This is a genomic window from Sulfurimonas sp. (genome assembly GCF_032250635.1).
Classification (GTDB): domain Bacteria; phylum Campylobacterota; class Campylobacteria; order Campylobacterales; family Sulfurimonadaceae; genus Sulfurimonas.
The window spans coordinates 1-16,582 of sequence record NZ_JAVVFL010000022.1 but is presented as its reverse complement, the minus strand read 5'-3'; the positions used below and the strand labels follow the sequence as shown (position 1 = coordinate 16,582).

15 protein-coding genes are annotated in these 16,582 nt (G+C 37.5%); 8 read left to right on the top strand and 7 right to left on the bottom strand.

The window, feature by feature from the left end:
• Both RQ763_RS02565 and purB read right to left on the bottom strand, forming a co-directional pair.
• Nucleotides 1–1,199 (bottom strand): ribonucleotide reductase N-terminal alpha domain-containing protein (locus tag RQ763_RS02565; RefSeq protein ID WP_314150974.1); only part of this gene is annotated, 1,199 nt, incomplete at its 3' end.
• Nucleotides 1,200–1,288: 89 nt separating this feature from the next.
• The gene (gene purB / locus RQ763_RS02560; protein WP_314150973.1) at nt 1,289–2,620 is read right to left on the bottom strand and encodes an adenylosuccinate lyase; all 1,332 of its coding nucleotides are present in this window, start codon (nt 2,618–2,620) and stop codon (nt 1,289–1,291) included.
• Nucleotides 2,621–2,700: 80 nt separating this feature from the next.
• On the opposite strand from purB, the gene RQ763_RS02555 reads away from it, so the two are divergent.
• Complete coding sequence (locus tag RQ763_RS02555; protein ID WP_314150971.1) at nt 2,701–3,630, top strand: RluA family pseudouridine synthase; 930 nt, start codon at nt 2,701–2,703, stop codon at nt 3,628–3,630.
• A gap of 410 nt (nt 3,631–4,040) precedes the next feature.
• On the opposite strand, the gene RQ763_RS02550 is transcribed toward RQ763_RS02555, so the two are convergent.
• The 4 genes from RQ763_RS02550 to hisF form a co-directional block, all read right to left on the bottom strand.
• Nucleotides 4,041–4,280, bottom strand: coding sequence for a hypothetical protein (locus RQ763_RS02550; RefSeq protein ID WP_314150970.1), 240 nt, complete (start codon nt 4,278–4,280; stop codon nt 4,041–4,043).
• Between the two features lie 138 nt (nt 4,281–4,418).
• Nucleotides 4,419–5,531 (bottom strand): 23S rRNA (adenine(2503)-C(2))-methyltransferase RlmN, encoded by a 1,113-nt coding sequence (rlmN, locus tag RQ763_RS02545; protein ID WP_314150969.1) that lies wholly within the window; start codon nt 5,529–5,531, stop codon nt 4,419–4,421.
• Nucleotides 5,528–6,073 carry a purine-nucleoside phosphorylase gene (locus tag RQ763_RS02540; protein ID WP_314150967.1) on the bottom strand — a complete coding sequence of 182 codons (546 nt, stop codon included), beginning with the start codon at nt 6,071–6,073 and terminating at the stop codon, nt 5,528–5,530. Before RQ763_RS02540 ends, rlmN begins: the two co-directional genes overlap by 4 nt.
• A 10-nt stretch (nt 6,074–6,083) precedes the next feature.
• The gene (gene hisF, locus RQ763_RS02535) at nt 6,084–6,842 is read right to left on the bottom strand and encodes an imidazole glycerol phosphate synthase subunit HisF (RefSeq protein WP_314150966.1); all 759 of its coding nucleotides are present in this window, start codon (nt 6,840–6,842) and stop codon (nt 6,084–6,086) included.
• Nucleotides 6,843–7,077: 235 nt separating this feature from the next.
• Between hisF and rsmA the strand changes: the two genes are divergently transcribed.
• The 7 genes from rsmA to fliI all read left to right on the top strand — a co-directional run bounded on the left by rsmA (nt 7,078) and on the right by fliI (nt 14,380).
• Nucleotides 7,078–7,881, top strand: a complete 804-nt coding sequence (rsmA, locus tag RQ763_RS02530; protein ID WP_314150964.1) for a 16S rRNA (adenine(1518)-N(6)/adenine(1519)-N(6))-dimethyltransferase RsmA — start codon at nt 7,078–7,080, stop codon at nt 7,879–7,881.
• Nucleotides 7,853–9,790 (top strand): ribonuclease J, encoded by a 1,938-nt coding sequence (locus RQ763_RS02525; protein ID WP_314150963.1) that lies wholly within the window; start codon nt 7,853–7,855, stop codon nt 9,788–9,790. The genes rsmA and RQ763_RS02525 overlap by 29 nt, the downstream gene beginning before the upstream one ends.
• A 167-nt stretch (nt 9,791–9,957) precedes the next feature.
• On the top strand, nt 9,958–10,752 hold the full coding sequence (locus RQ763_RS02520) for a GGDEF domain-containing protein (protein WP_314150961.1): 795 nt from the start codon (nt 9,958–9,960) through the stop codon (nt 10,750–10,752).
• Complete coding sequence (locus RQ763_RS02515; RefSeq protein WP_314150960.1) at nt 10,724–11,587, top strand: EAL domain-containing protein; 864 nt, start codon at nt 10,724–10,726, stop codon at nt 11,585–11,587. Before RQ763_RS02520 ends, RQ763_RS02515 begins: the two co-directional genes overlap by 29 nt.
• A gap of 88 nt (nt 11,588–11,675) precedes the next feature.
• The gene (locus tag RQ763_RS02510; RefSeq protein WP_314150958.1) at nt 11,676–12,350 is read left to right on the top strand and encodes a PAS domain-containing protein; all 675 of its coding nucleotides are present in this window, start codon (nt 11,676–11,678) and stop codon (nt 12,348–12,350) included.
• Between the two features lie 104 nt (nt 12,351–12,454).
• The gene (gene folE, locus RQ763_RS02505; RefSeq protein WP_294927452.1) at nt 12,455–13,039 is read left to right on the top strand and encodes a GTP cyclohydrolase I FolE; all 585 of its coding nucleotides are present in this window, start codon (nt 12,455–12,457) and stop codon (nt 13,037–13,039) included.
• 27 nt (nt 13,040–13,066) lie between these two features.
• Nucleotides 13,067–14,380 carry a flagellar protein export ATPase FliI gene (gene fliI / locus RQ763_RS02500; protein WP_314150956.1) on the top strand — a complete coding sequence of 438 codons (1,314 nt, stop codon included), beginning with the start codon at nt 13,067–13,069 and terminating at the stop codon, nt 14,378–14,380.
• On the opposite strand, the gene RQ763_RS02495 is transcribed toward fliI, so the two are convergent.
• Nucleotides 14,361–16,493: a hypothetical protein gene (locus RQ763_RS02495; protein WP_314150955.1), complete on the bottom strand. Its 2,133-nt coding sequence runs from the start codon at nt 16,491–16,493 to the stop codon at nt 14,361–14,363. The two genes, fliI and RQ763_RS02495, sit on opposite strands and share 20 nt — an antisense overlap.
• Nucleotides 16,494–16,582 lie beyond the last annotated feature (89 nt).

The following is a 16,582-nucleotide window of genomic DNA, read 5'->3' as shown; positions in this document are numbered from 1 at the left end:
AATGGACTGCCGCTCTCAAAATATGATGTGAGAATTTTTTTCCAGAGATTTTTTGCTTTCACCTTCTCTTTTACAAGAGTATCATCTTTTTCAAACTCTTCATACTTTTTGTTAAACTCTTTGCCGTGAAGCATGGTGAGCTCTTTGCAGTCATAAGGATCAAAAAGTGTCCAGATGCCGTCCTCCTGAACTCTTTGCATAAAGAGATCGTTTATCCAGAGTGCGGGGAAAAGATCATGCGCACGACGACGCTCTTCGCCTGAGTTTTTCTTCAAATCCAAAAAGTCGTTTATATCTATATGCCAAGGCTCCATATAAACCGCAATAGCACCTTTTCTGGTTCCCAGCTGATCAACGGCAACAGCTATGTCGTTTGTGATTTTTAGAAACGGTATAGTTCCGCCGGCCGCATTTTTATGTCCGTCTATATAAGAGCCCATTGAGCGGACATTTGTCCAATCCCAGCCGATTCCTCCGCCAAATTTTGAAAGAAGCGCCATCTCTTTGTACGAGTCAAAGATTCCCTCTATGTTGTCTGGAGTTGAACCGATGTAGCATGAGCTAAGCTGATGTCTAGGTGTTCTCGCATTGCTCAGTGTCGGCGTTGCAAGCATGACTTCAAACTTAGAAACCATGTTGTAAAATTTTATAGCCCACTCCTCTTTTTTCTCTTCTCTTTGCGCCAAGAACATAGCAATAGCCATAAACATATGCTGCGGCAACTCTATAGGGTCTGAGTTTCTGTCTTTTATGAGATATCTGTCATAGAGCGTTTTAACGCCAAGATAGTTAAACTGCATATCTCGTTCTGGTTTTATATGCTTTTCAAGCTCGTCAAGGTTGTACATCTCTTTTAGGCCAAGAAGAATTTTCCCCTCTTTTTCCCCTCTTTGGAAATACTCTTTTAGTGATGAGTAGCCCGTAAATCCGTTTACTTGATGGTAGAGGTTAAACAAGAAAAGTCTTGAAGCAACAAAGGTCCAGTTAGGAGCATCTATGTCTATCTTGTCAACTGCTGTTTTAATAAGTGTCTGCTGTATCTCTTTTGATGTTATGCCGTCGCGGAACTGTATCTGCGCATCGACTTCAAGTTCGCTTTGAGAGACGTTATCTAAGTCTTTTACGGCAGCGGATGTATACTTCTGTATTTTTGTAATATCCAGCGGTTCTGTTCTGCCGTTTCTTTTTATAATTGTTATCATATGATTTCCTGCTATGTTGCATTAAGCACAAATAAGTGCTTAACGACTTTTGATTTTGCTAATGAATATTAGCACAATTATGTCATTTATTGGTTGAAAACTCTCTTGAAAATTTTATCTACATTTTTTGTATAGTAGTCAAAATTGAAGCATTCGCGAATTGCCTCTTCGCTCAAACTTGCTCTTAGCTCTTCGTCCGCCAAGAGATGGTTTAGGTAGAGAGATTCACCCTTCTCATTTGTGGTAGGTTTGCCCTGCTGTATCTCTTCCCAGACCATCATTGCATTTCTTTGAACTATGCGATAAGCATCCTCGCGGCTGACACCTTTTAGCGGAAGTTCCAAAAGAACTCTTTGAGAAAAGACAAGTCCGCCGGTAAGATTGAGATTTCTCATCATGTTCTCAGGATATACCGTTAGGTTAGCGATTACATTGTTCATGCGGTGAAGCATAAAGTCACTTGTTATAAATGAGTCTGGAAGCCAGAACCTCTCAGTTGAAGAGTGGCTGATATCTCTCTCGTGCCAAAGCGCTACGTTTTCCATGGCAGGTATCGCGTAAGCTCTTATCATTCTTGCCAAACCTGTTATGTTCTCTGTTAGTATAGGATTGCGTTTATGCGGCATTGCAGATGAGCCTTTTTGACCCTTTGCAAAATACTCTTCACACTCATATACCTCAGTTCTCTGCCAGTGGCGAACTTGAACTGCAAACTTCTCTATACTGCTTGCCATAAGAGCCAACGAAGTAGCAAGTCTTGCATAACGGTCGCGCTGAATAACTTGGTTAGATGCAGGTGCGGGTTTTAATCCCAGCTCTTCGCATGTATACTCCTCAAGCTCTAGCGGAGCGTGAGCAAAGTTGCCCATTGCTCCGCTAACCTGTCCTACACTTATAACATCAAGTGTTTGTTCCAAATTCTCTAAATGCCTTGCCATTTCATCATACCAAACAGCTAACACAAGTCCGAATGTTATAGGTTCTCCATGTATGCCGTGGCTGCGTCCAACCATAAGAGTCATCTTATGTTCCATCGCTCTTTTTTTGATGGACTCCATGAGCATCTTTACATCTTCTATGATTAACTCCAGAGAGCTTTTCATCTGTAGTGCTACAGCAGTGTCAACCGTATCTGAACTTGTCATGCCGTAGTGAAACCATCTGCTCTCTTCGCCTAGAGTTTCAGAGACGCTTGTTGTAAATGCTATAAGATCATGGCGAGTGATAGCCTCTATCTCATCGATTCTTTTTATGTCAAATGCTGCATTCTCAACAATCTTTTTGGCATCTTCATCAGGAATAAGTCCCAGTTTGTTCCAAGCTTTTACAACCGCTTTTTCTACATCTAGCCAAGCTTGATATTTTGCCTGCATCGTCCATTTAGAGCTCATCTCTTCTCTTGAGTATCTTTCGATCATTTATTCAACCTGATTATTGTAAAATTTCTTTTTGGTAAGTAATGATTTTACAAAAAATACTCTAACAGAAGGATTAAATATTGCCATTTATAATTAAAAAAATGTTTGCACAGGAAAGAGAGAGCGCTTTTCTTTTCTTCAAGCGAGAATTGGGATACTCTCAAAGAGATATTCAAAGATATATAGCAGTAGGAAGAGTTCTTATAAATGGTGTTCCGATTACGAAGCCATCTGACTTTTTAGAGGGCGAATTTGAGTTTATCTATTTTGAACCTATTTCAAAAGGTTTGGCGTCGCATATAGTAGATGAGAGGTTTGTGGTTTTCGACAAGCCAAGCGGAATGCTTATTCATCCTCAAAACAGGCACACTCCCTACTCTCTTATAGACGAGCTAAAGTTTCAGTTTGGAATGGATGCAAACATTGCTCATAGAATAGATCAGGAGACAAGCGGACTGGTTTTGTGTGCAAAAGATAAAAAGAGCGAAGTTGATATAAAGATGATGTTCCAAGAGCGGGAGATGAAAAAGAAGTATTTGGCAATGGTTCATGGAGAGTTAAAAGATGAGCTTCGCATTGATGCTCCTCTGCTTAGATACGATGATGAAAAAAGCGCACTTATAAGAATGGTTGTTAAAGTTGACGAGAGCGGAAAGAAATCATTGACATATGTGAAACCGATTAAATATTATCCGGAGTTAGATATGACTATGATTGAGTGTTCTCCGCACACAGGAAGACAACATCAGATAAGAGTTCATATGTTCCATGTGAAACATCCTATAGTCGGTGATCCGGTTTATGGGCAAGACGAAGAGAATATTGTAAAGTATCTCGACAGAGAACTCGATAGAGAGACAAGAGTAAAAATTAGTGGTGCCAGAAGATTGCTTCTACATGCAAATGAGTTAGAGTTTGAACTGTACGGAAAAAATTATCAGATAAAAAGCAGTGTAGATTTTGAAAAAGTTTGCCTGGAGAATATGAAAACCATATATAGAGTATTGTAAGAAATATAACAATAAGTTTGAGTATGTGAATAACTATTTGCATCTTTCAAAGACATTTTAAAAAATTATATTATAATCTCTGCTAAAATTATTACAATGCCCTAAAATAGGGAGTTTAAGCAATATATGAAAATTTAGAATTCAGCAAGTATTTATATAAATTAATTCTTAAAAAAGAAGAAAATTTTCAAATTTACTTCAAACTATTCTCTGGCCTATTCACACATTAGAACAATGTGTGAATAGTGCACAAGCAGAAAAAATTCAGTACATTTTTTTATAATAAATTTTTTTTTAAGAGTGAAATAAATTTTTATGTATTATTTATATATGTAGGGTATCATTATGCTTATAAACGACCTCCCTGGTGTGTTGGTCGTTTTGTTATAAGTTAATGAGGGCAGTTTATATTAAACTGCGTTGTATCTTTTGATGATCTTTTTAACACGATTTTTTAGATTGCGCAGCGCTTCACTGCCTGACTCTCCATCAGCAGTAAGACTTTCAAAACCATCATCAAATTGTACCTTTGCAATCCATCCCATTTTTCTATGGTATTTAACCCCCACAAAACGAACACCTCCAAAGTGATCCTCGCAAAGTTGATAGATTCTTTTTATTCTGTCTGAGTTTGTTTTTTTGTAAGCCATATTAATCTCCTTTTTTAAATTTTATACACAATGATAACATTTTTTATTTATCCTTTGTTGCAGCTTTCATAAAGCCAATTATGCCAACGACAAAAACAATAACTAAAAATATTATCTGAAATATCTCTACGTAGCCCACTATAGTTCACTCTCTGTTTTTTTATCTAGGTTGTCTCTCTCTTTAGCCTTGCCAAACTCATCCTGTTCTTTTAATTGTCCGCATGCAGCACTTATATCGATTCCCTTAGAGTCGCGTATGGTACATAAAAGCCCATGATTTAGTAGATACTCCTGAAAAGCTATCATATCGCTCTTTGAAGGTCGCTCATACTCTGTCCCCGGATAAGGATTGAAGTAGATAAGGTTTACCTTAGCTTTTATGTCTGAGAGTAGCTTTACAAGTTTTTTAGCAGAAGCTATGTCATCGTTTTTATTTTTAATAACCAAATACTCAAACATAACTCTTTTTCTGGTGTCAATTGGAAAGCGTTTAACTGCCTCTATAATAGAGGAGATATTGTAGGCTTTGTTCATAGGGATAAGCTCAGTTCTAAGCTCATCATCGACCGCATGAAGTGAAATAGCTATATGAACGCCCAAATCCATCTCTCCGAGCTTATCTATCTTGCTGCTAAGCCCGCTTGTAGATACGGTCTGTCTTTTGCCCGATATGCATAATCCCTCTTCCTCTTTGAAAATCTCTATAGCACGTGCGAGATTATCAAGATTATCGAGAGGTTCTCCCATTCCCATGTAGACTATATTTATCATTCTATTGTGTTTATGCTCATTGTCCCGCTTTAAAGCCACGACCTGCCCTACAATCTCTCCTGCAGTGAGATCTCTTGTAAAACCGCCTTTTGCAGTTAAACAGAACGCACAACCGACTTTACAGCCGACTTGAGTGGATACGCAGATTGTATATTTCGCCTCCTGTGTAACTTCGCCGGCTTCATCTGTAAGCGTCTCTTTCATCTTCAGCCATACAGCCTCTATGGTTTTGCCGTCTTGGAGTTCAAAAAGGTACTTGATTGTGCCATCGCTTGATATCTCTTTTTTTACTATCTTTAGAGGATTTACGACAAATTTTTCAGAGAGCTCATCTTTAAGTGCCTTTGGTATGTTTTTCATCTCATCAAAGTTTTGCGCGTAGTTATGATAGAGCCAGCCGTAAATCTGTTTTGCTCTAAATGATGGTTTTACAATCTCTTGTAACTCTTTGAGTTTAAAATCAAGAAGTGAGGGTTTCATTTTTTAGTAAGCTCCGTGACTCTTTTTTTTATATGCTGTTCTAGAATTTTTTTTGCCTCTTCGTGATTTTTTAAAAAATCCTCATGCGCATTTTTGTTAGTGTAGTTAGTTATGCAGAAGACTCCGCCGGCAGGAATATCAAACTCCTGCGCCACTTTTAAAACAGCAAAAAACTCCATGTTTTCTATGCCTATGCCGAGGTTTAGAAACTTTTTTGTGAGCTCTTCATTTGTTGAAATGTAATTGGATGAGTTGACTATAACATCTTTTTTTGTTTGCTCTGTGTTAGTAGAGATTACATTATCCAGAGGGGTATATGCATCGTTGCTTAAAAACCCAAGCTCTATATTTGAAGCTGTTTTAGACTCGATGATGTCAAATATCTTATGCTCGCCGTAGCTTCCCGCACTTCCTACAAAGAGTAAAAATTCAGGCTTATCAAAGAGACAGAGCCTTGTGAGATTTATAGCGGATTCAATTAGCCCTACTCCCATTGGAGTAGCAAAATCGAAGGTTTCGCTGTTTCCTGCACATATTATCATATACTCATCTCTACAGTCTTACCGGTATGTTATTGTCATGAAGATAGCGTTTTAAATCCATAATATTTATCTCTTTGTAGTGAAAGATACTCGCTGCGAGTGCTGCATCTGCACCGTGCAAAAACGCCTCTTTTATATGCTCCATAGTTCCCGCTCCGCCGCTTGCGATAACTGGGACATTAACTGCACGGCTTATCTGCTCGGTTATGTTGAGCTCAAATCCCGCTTTTGTTCCGTCTGCATCCATTGAGGTTAAAAGTATCTCACCGCTTCCGCGATCAACCACCTCTTTTGCCCACTCTACTGCATCTATGCCTGTATCTACACGACCGCCGTTTAGATAGACGTTATATCTATTGCCTGTTTTTTTGACATCGATTGCAGTTACAATGCACTGCGAACCGAATCTTTTCGCGCCCTCGTTTATAAGCTCTGGTCTTTTAATCGCCGCAGAGTTCACACTAACTTTATCGCATCCGACATTTAAAAGTTTGTATATATCATCAAGTTTTCTGATTCCGCCGCCGACTGTTAAGGGGATAAAGATTTCACGCGCAACCTGAGCTACTATATCTACAATAGTATCGCGGTTGTCGCTTGAAGCAGTGATGTCCAAAAATGTAATTTCATCCGCTCCCTCTTCGTTATATCTCTTCGCGACTTCTACCGGATCGCCCGCATCTTTAAGTCCGACAAAATTGACACCTTTGACAACGCGTCCATCTTTAACGTCAAGACATGGAATAATTCTTTTTGCAAAATAGTTCAAAACTCTACCTTTTGTAATATAGTGAAATTATACACACAATGGCTTATAGTTAGTTTTGGTATTTCAAATGTTTCACATGAAACATAAAATAATGTGGTTTTATTTATAATTATTATACGATTGTCTAATAATAGCCTCTTAACAATAAATTCAGCTTTAAAAAAGTAGTGTACACTAAAGTTATTTTTATTGATATTAATCAATTGTAAGCAAAATTACTATATGATGTCAGTCAATGGAAAAAATTATAGCTAAAAAGAAGTTCGGACAGAATTTCTTAAAAGACGAGACTGTTTTACGAAAAATCGTCGAAGCGATGCCCAACAATAACAATAAAATTGTAGAAATTGGGCCTGGCTTAGGTGATTTAACTAAATATTTAGTAGATGTCAAAAGTGTAGAAGCTTTTGAGGTCGATACCGATTTGTGTAAACTGTTACAAAAAAAGTTTGAAAAAGAGATCGCAACCAAGCAGCTCCACATTAATTGTGGAGACGTATTGACTACTTGGAAGAGTGAGCTTATAGATGAGTCGTATGATTTGGTGGCGAATTTGCCATACTATATAGCGACTAACATAATTCTAAAAGCCCTCGCAGATTCAAAATGCAAAAATATACTTGTAATGGTACAGCTTGAAGTGGCAGAGAAGTTTTGTGCACATGAAGGCGATAAGGTATTTGGTTCTTTGAGTATTATAACTCAGAGTGCAGGGGAAGCGCAATTGATTGTGAAGGTCCCCCCAAGTGCTTTTGAGCCTCAGCCAAAAATAGACTCCGCAGTTTTTTTGATAGAAAAACAGAGTGATAGATTTGACAAAGATTTTGAGGATATGCTTAGAGTTGCATTTACGCAGCCTCGCAAAACTCTTATGAAAAATCTCTCTGCCGTTTATGAAAAAAATATACTTCAAGAAGTTTTTGAGAAACTTAGCCTAGCACAAACGATTCGTCCTCATCAGGTCTGTACAAATGACTATCACCAACTCTATAAACTAACAAGGAGTTTGGATGGAACAAGAGAAGCAAGAAAGTGTTAAAAGCACTTCTCAAGAAAATCGTAAACAATATAACAACAATAAAAGACACAACAACCCAAGTAGACCAAGTGGTCAAGACGACAACAAGCAAGCAGCGGCCGCTCCCGCAGGTAACGCTAAAAATAAGAACGCGTCAAGAGGTCGCCGACGCCAAAGCACACCAATAAATGATAACTTAAAGGCATTTGTCGAGATAAATCAAGAGGCGCATAAGCAGAGACTTAATCCGCACTATAAACTCGATCTGAACTCAAATGAGAAGATTCGCATAACTCCGCTTGGAGGCCTTGGTGAAATCGGCGGAAATATCATGGTAATTGAAACAGAAAAAGAGGCCATATTAGTAGACGTCGGTATGAGTTTTCCGGATGAGGACATGCATGGCGTTGATATTTTGGTGCCGGATTTTACATATATTCGTGAGATAAGAAACAAAATTAAAGCAGTAGTCATTACCCATGCCCATGAGGATCACATCGGAGCGATGCCGTACCTCTATAAAGAGATGCAGTTTCCTATATATGCCTCACCTCTTCCTTTGGCTATGATAGGCAGTAAATTTGATGAACACCATATAAAAGATTTTAAACAGTATCTCAACCCTATCGAAAAAAGAAAACTATATAAAATTGGCAATGATTTTGAAGTAGAGTGGATGCATATGACGCACTCTATTATAGATTCGTCATCATTGGCTATTACAACAAGCGCAGGAACGATTATCCATACGGGTGACTTTAAGATTGACCATACTCCGGTAGACGGCTATACGGCAGATTTACATAGACTTGCTCATTACGGCGATAGAGGCGTTCTTTGTCTTTTGAGTGACTCTACCAACTCTCATAACATCGCACCTACACTATCAGAACTCAATGTTGCACCTGCGCTTGATAGAGTGTTTGCAAAGGCTGAGGGAAGAGTAATCCTCTCAACATTTAGCTCAAATGTTCACCGTGTTTACCAGGCGATACAGTATGGCGTAAAGTATGGACGTAAAGTATGTGTCATCGGTCGCTCAATGGAGAGAAACATTGAAGTTGCAATGCAGTATGACTATATAAAACTGCCAAAAAATATATTTGTAGAACCTGACCAGATAGCGCATCTCAACGACAAAGATGTTCTTATAATCACTACAGGTTCACAAGGCGAGCCAAGTTCTGCGCTTTTTAGGATGTCAATCGGCGAGCATAGACATGTCAAAATTAAGCCGACCGATTTAATCGTTCTCTCATCTCGCCCAATCCCGGGAAATGAAGGCTCAATCTCCGGAATGTTAAACTACCTTCAGCGCGCAGGAGCAAAAGTCGCCCAAGACAGAGAGCTACATGTGTCCGGTCACGGTTCCATTGAGGAGCAGAAACTTATGCTCCGTCTGGTAAATCCTAAGTTCTTTTTACCGATTCACGGTGAGTACAATCATGTTATGAAACATAAAGAGACTGCAGTAATGTGTGGTGTTCCGGAGCGTAATATACATATCATGAATGATGGAGACACTATTGAGATTGCTCCTAAATATATGAGAAAAGTAAAAACCGTAAGAACGGGTAAAACATATATTGACAATCAAAATAACCATAAAATAGAAGATGACATTGTGCTAGATCGTCAAAAACTTGCATCAGACGGTGTTGTAATGATTGTTGCTCAGATTGACGGACAGCACTCGACAATGCTATCTAAGCCGATAGTGACATCATTTGGAATTGTTGCAGACAAGCAAGATAAGTTTTTTGCTAAAGAGATAGAGGAAGTTCTAGAGCACTTCCTTGTAAATATCAAAGAGGGGCTTCTTGAGAATCCAAGAGCACTCGAAAATGATCTTCGTCAGGTTGTTAGAAAACATATCTATAGAAAGATGAAAAAATATCCGTTTATTGTTCCGCATATTTTTATTATGTAGATCAATATTTTTGATATGCGGAAGAGATCCCGCATATCATTAAACCTCCACTTATTTCCGACCTCTTTGTACAATAGTAGTAATTTACTAGACACTTTTTCGATACTATTACCCAAATTTAGCAAAATAGTTTAATCTCTTTAAATTTTTAAGACAACGGGGTAGTTTTGAGTATAAATAATGTTTTTGTAGATATTGTAGATTTGCATCCTTCAAGAATAGCCGTTTATGAAGAAAATGGAAATTTTTTCTATGCAAACAGTAACTACATAAAAGCTTACGGTATTGAGATGTCAGAGAAAGAAAGTTTAAATTTTGATAAGATTAAACCATATGAGGTAACATTCGAGTATATAAAATCTCAACTAATTACATCAAAGAGCTTCAGTATTCAAGAACTTGAAGATTCTACTTTATTTGAATCTCTATTTTTTTATACAACTTCAAAATATCTTATCCATATCTCTTCAAATATTACAATATTAAAAGAAGCAGACAAAAAAATCTACTATCATGCAAATTATGATTCGCTGACTACGCTTCCAAATAGATCTTATTTTAAAAAACAACTCAAAAGTATACTTCAAGAATCTTCACGCAACGGCTCCAAAATGGCTCTGTTTTTTATAGATGTAGATAAGTTTAAAGAGGTGAATGATACATACGGTCATGATGTAGGCGATAAAATGCTCGTTACCATAGCGAAGAGACTTTTAAACAGTGTTAGAGAGGATGATATAGTAGCTAGGATAGGAGGCGATGAATTTGTTTTAATAGCCAAAGATATAAAAAATATAGAGATATTAGAGCAGTTAGCGCTTAAGCTACAGAATAAAATCAGAGAGCCGATAGAGATAGATACGCATATCTTCAATGTAACGCTCTCTATCGGCATTGCAATATCCGCAACATGGAGCGACAAGCCAAGAACTTTTGAAAAATGCCGACATAGCCATGTATGAGGTTAAAAAAAACAAAAGAGATGATTTTAGAATTTATAACAAGTCGATGTTATGTGAGGCAGCTACAAAATTATCAATGAAAACAGAGATAAGAAGAGCATTGGAACAAAATGAATTTGTCATGCATTATCAACCGGTTATAGATTTCCGTACTAACTCCATCATAGGGGCAGAGGCGCTTGTAAGATGGTATCATAGCAAAAGGGGCATACTGGAACCAAATGAGTTTTTGGAACTTATCTTAGCAGGAGATCTGGATAAAGAGTTTAACTGCATGGTTGTTTCAAAAGTTTTAAATGATCTGGCAATAATGAATGAAACTTTTTTAAATAAGAAACTAACCATGTCTATCAATATATCAAAGAGTCAGTTTTTTAGTCCAACTTTTTCTTCAAATGTATCGGATGCATCAAAAAACTTTGGGATAGACAAATCGCAAATAGAACTCAAAATTGTAGAAAATCAGATAATGAAAAATGCTTCTATAGCAAAAGAGAACATAGAAACTCTCCATTTGATGGGATTTAAAATAGCCTTGGATGATTTTGGAGTAGAGCACTCAAGTCTGAATAATCTAAAAAATTTCAAAGTTGACAAGTTAAAGATAGACAGATTGTTTATAAAAAACATAGCTCAAGATGAAAATGATTTAAATATTGTAAAATCTATAGTAAATACGGCAAAACTTTTTAATCTCAAAGTACAGGCAGAAGGAATAGAGACAAAAGAGCAGTATCTGAAATTAAAAAAAATTGGATGTGACTTTTCACAAGGTTTTTACCACTCAAGTGCCTTGCCTATGGATGAGTTTATACACTATTTTAATAAAACTTGATACTATAAAAACAAATAAAAAATTTAAATAAGATTGAAACATGAAGAACAATAGGTTAATAAGATTATCAAGCAGCTGCTACTGGAGTATGGAAACAGAGTCTCTCTCAGTAGAGGGGGTGGATATTAAATTGTCCATTTCACAGAAAAAGTTGTTTAAATTTTTAGTTAAGCATATAAACAAACCTGTTCTAAATTTAGATATATCTTATGAACTGCATGACTCTTTAGATAGAGAGTTCAATGAAAAAAGTGTGCGCAATTTTATAACAGGGCTTAGAAAATTAGCTCCATGTCTTAATCTTGTAAATATATACGGCGGATACTATATGCTTAAAAGTGAGCAAATTAGCAAATACATAAAGCTTAAAGAGCAGTTTTTTGAGATAATAGAGCAATCAAAAAATCCTATAGTTGTCACTAGCCCAAATGAATATGACAACCCCATAATTTATGTTAATGAGGCATTTTGTGAGTTGTTTGGGTATGAGTATGAAGAAGCGGTAGGTCAAAATTGCCGCTTTTTACATAGCAACGATACAGAGCAGGAAGCTCTTAAACAGATAAGAGAAGCAATAAGTGCGCAAAAGTCTGTAGAAGTAAATATCTGTAACTATACCAAAGATGGAAACATGGTTTATGAAGATGTCACTATTAGTCCGATTTTTGATAAACAAAAAGAGAAACTTAGCTACTTTTTAGGCATATACAAAGATGTTACATCAGTGCCGCTCTTTTTGGAAAAAGTCCAAGAAGTTCTTTAGAAGAATTTTATGGTGCTAAAAAACTTCTTAAAAAATCATCACATCATTTTCTCAGCTATTTCTTGATACTCTATCGTTATAAAAACCTTACAAAGGCAGTGAAATTGTCCGATAACGAAGATACGAAATTTGAAAATGCCGTAAAGACCATGATGTTTCATGTGGGAGAAAATCCTGAGAGGGAAGGGCTTTTAAAAACTCCTCAGAGAGTTAAAAAAGCATATGAGTTTATATTTGGCGGTTATAAAGAGGACCCAAGAGAGATACTCAAATCTGCGCTATTTACAAGCTCAAATGACGAGATGGTTCTTCTAAAAGATATAGAGTTTTACTCCACTTGCGAGCATCATCTTCTGCCTATTATCGGGCGTGTGCATGTGGCATATATTCCAGATGGAAAGGTAGTAGGACTCTCAAAAATCCCACGTGTCGTAAATGTTTTTGCCCGTCGTATGCAGATTCAAGAGCAGTTGACGGAGCAGATAGCCGATGCAATCATGGATACCATAGCGCCAAAGGGTGTAGCGGTCGTTATTCAGGCAAGGCATATGTGTATGGAGATGAGAGGCGTTGAGAAGATAAACTCAACTACGACATCATCGGCTCTGCGCGGACTATTTAAAAAAGATGAGAAAACAAGAAGCGAATTTTTCTCTTTGATAAACTCTCCTACGGGTTCACGTTATTAGACAGACTCAAAAGCAGGGAGATTTTTAATGCCTTTTTCTTCACTAAAAAACAGAATCTCAAATAAAAAATATTCGGTCGCATTCGGCGAGGTTGTTAAAATAAATGCAACCGTAATTACTGCTCGCGGGTTAAAAGTGAGCATAAGCGATATAGTAAAGATTATCTCAAACGATACCAACCAAGAGACTATCGGGATGGTTACCGAGATAGACGGTGCTACATTTTTTATTACGCCTTTTAGCTTTGTTGAGGGATTTTGTTCTGGAGATAGAGTCTTTTTAGACCAAACCGGTTTAAATATTCCGGTAGGTCAATCTCTGCTCGGACGCGTTGTAGACCCGTTTATGAGACCTATTGATGGCAAAGGAGTTGTAAACGGCTCTAAACTTATGCCGATTATTAAAGCGCCCATTGCAGCCATGAAGCGCGGCATGATAGATGAGATTTTTAGCGTCGGGGTGAAGAGTATAGATGGGCTCTTGACCTGCGGAAAAGGTCAAAAACTCGGTATATTTGCGGGAAGCGGTGTCGGAAAATCAACACTTATGGGAATGATTGTAAGAGGCTCTGATGCCCCCATAAAAGTTGTTGCACTTATAGGCGAGAGAGGTAGGGAGGTTCCTGAGTTTATAGAGAAAAATCTAGGTGGAAACCTTGAAAATACCGTAATCGTGGTGGCTACATCTGACGACTCCCCGCTTATGAGAAAGTACGGTGCTTTTGCAGCTATGAGTGTGGCTGAGTTTTTTAAAGATCAGGGACTTGATGTTTTGTTTATCATGGACTCCGTGACTAGATTTGCGATGGCTCAAAGAGAGATAGGTTTAGCCCTTGGCGAACCTCCTACTTCAAAAGGTTACCCGCCATCATCACTCACACTGCTTCCACAGCTTATGGAGCGTGCAGGAAAAGAGGAGGGCAAAGGCTCGATTACTGCTTTTTTTACCGTTTTGATAGAGGGCGATGATATGAGCGATCCGATTGCAGATCAGTCTCGCTCTATTTTAGACGGTCATATAGTGCTCTCACGCGAACTTACAGACTTCGGTATATATCCGCCGGTACATATACTAAACTCTGCTTCTAGGGTTATGAATGACATCATCTCGGACGAGCATCTCAAAGCAGTTCTGAAATTTAGAAGACTCTATACAATCCTCAAAGAGAATGAGATGTTGATTCGTATAGGTGCGTACACGAAGGGCGGAGATCCGGACTTGGATGAAGCAATAGCTAAAAAAGGTGAGATGGAGAAGTTTTTGATTCAAAATTCGATGCAAAAGAGCGATTTTAACGATACCTTAGATACGCTTTTAAAGCTTACAGCCCCTTCATTATAATATCGTTGTATCTCCAGCTGTCTCTTGTGGGTCTATCTTCATGGGATTGTGTTATAGCAAGTTTATGAGATGAGATTTTTTCAAACTTTTTCATAAGATGGCTAATCTCGCTGTCTACCCCGAATATATCTATATAGGTATAGATTATCGCCTCTGCACCCTTAAAATTATTTTTCTCCATTAAGATGCCTATTCTTGTATGAAAGCTCACCCTCAGAAGATCTCCTACCTTGTTGCTTCTGCTGGGTAAACCAAGAAGCTGACCCAATGTCTTTTTAATATCTTTTATACTCCCCTCAAGCGCGTACTCCTCGCATTTTTGCATAAGTTTTGACCAGTGTTTCTCAAGAAGTATTCCCAGTTCCGTGCTTCTTAGAAACTTATATAGGTCTAAAAGTTCATAGCAGCGCTTAAAGTCGTTCTCTTCATACGCATTTTGAAGCAATTTTGCATGTTTGCATTTTAGCTGTAGTTCTTCTCTCTTTTGGCTTATATGAGGAATCTTCTCAAGAGTAAGCAGAAGCTCTTCTGCTTTGTCGATTTGTGCCGCTTTTATATTTTTCTCAACCTCAAGGAGAGTCTCCTCTATTTGGTTATTCATAGCTATATAGTTTGGTATCTGCTTAAAGAGTTCATTTTTATCTACAAGCTTGTTTATAGTTTGAAAATCCCTCTTTTGTATGGCTCTTAGCAGGTCTACAAACTCTCTGTTTTGTGTAAGAAGAAGTTTTATAAGAGGCTTTTTTGAGATTACACCTGTGTACTCGGCAAAAAGAGCTCTGGCACCAGCTATGTTATTTTGTACAATATGCCTTTGGGCGTTTGAGAAGGCGAGTCTGAAAATCTGCTCCATTTTTTTATATTGAACTGTTCTTTTTAGAGGCTCATGTTTAGAGCAGATGGCATAAGCTAGGGCATACTTTTTTTCTAAAAAGAGCGCTTGAAATCTAAGGTAGTTTTCAAAAGCGCCAAAGAGCTCTTTTATGACACTCTCTTTTGATTTTATATCTCTGTATGGGCTTAGAATCTGGGTGGCATAAGCTCTGTTTTGATTGATAAGCGCTTTTAGAGCGATCTCATAACTTTTTTCAAACCTCTCCTCAAGAGCTTTATGTTCATGTGAGCCTTGAAGCATAGGCTCTTTGGCAATTAGTTCAAAGGCCTCTTTGAGTGCATTGTGGGCAATTAGAGATTTTAATCTTGTGATACCGGGAAGTTCAATATGCAAGATATCGTTGTTTTGAAGAGCGACAACAAGCGAATCACTCTTTACAATATCTACAAATTTTATTTTAGAATCAAGCTCAATATATTTACTATGCGCAATTTTGCAATTTTTCACATCAATAATCGTAATTATATTCGAGTTGCCGCTTACTAAAATATAGTTTGGATTTGGCATTACAATTATTCTATTAATTGATGCGATAGGCGTATCTATGCTCTTATGACTCTCTTCATCTAAGAGCGAGACAATGTCTATTTTTCCGTTGTCTTTTGCGCATATAAGCGTATCTTTATTTAAAAAGCAAAGAGCGTTAATGCGGGTTTTATTGTAGGTAAGAATGCTTGTATTTGTCTGCGAGTAGAGGTCGATTATATAGATAGCACCCCCATAACCGCTACATGCAAAAGAGTTATTGTAAAATGCAAATGAGCTTACATAGTTTTGGCTCTCTCTTGTTATTCTCTTTCTGTCGTATGGAAAAGAGCAGAGTCTGGAGAGAAGCGATGGCTGATTTGTTTTGTATTGAAGAACTCTGCCGTTTTTGCTTCCGGCGATAATATAGTTTGAAGATGGGTCAAAAGTTATAATATCAATATCTTCGTCATGAGTCTCAATGGTATATGCAATTTCTTTAGATTGTATCTCTAAAATATAAATAATTCGATTGTTGACAAAAGCAAAAAATTCACGATTTGGACTAAAAGCAGAGGCTGTTACGTTTGTGTTAAGATAAGCGTTAGCAATACTTTTTTTTATTTCACACTCGTCAAAATCAAATATTTTAACTCCATGAAACTTGGTATTATAGGCAATAAGCGAATCATCCAGTGCTTTTAATAGGGTAATATCTGATTTTGCTTCTTGGCATTTGTATATTTTAGGCATGAAATATTATAGATTAAAAAGGTAGTGTTTGAACTGAATTTTTTGGTAATGAGGAGCAAGAGCCGCAAAGAGGCAGCTCTGTTTTAGAA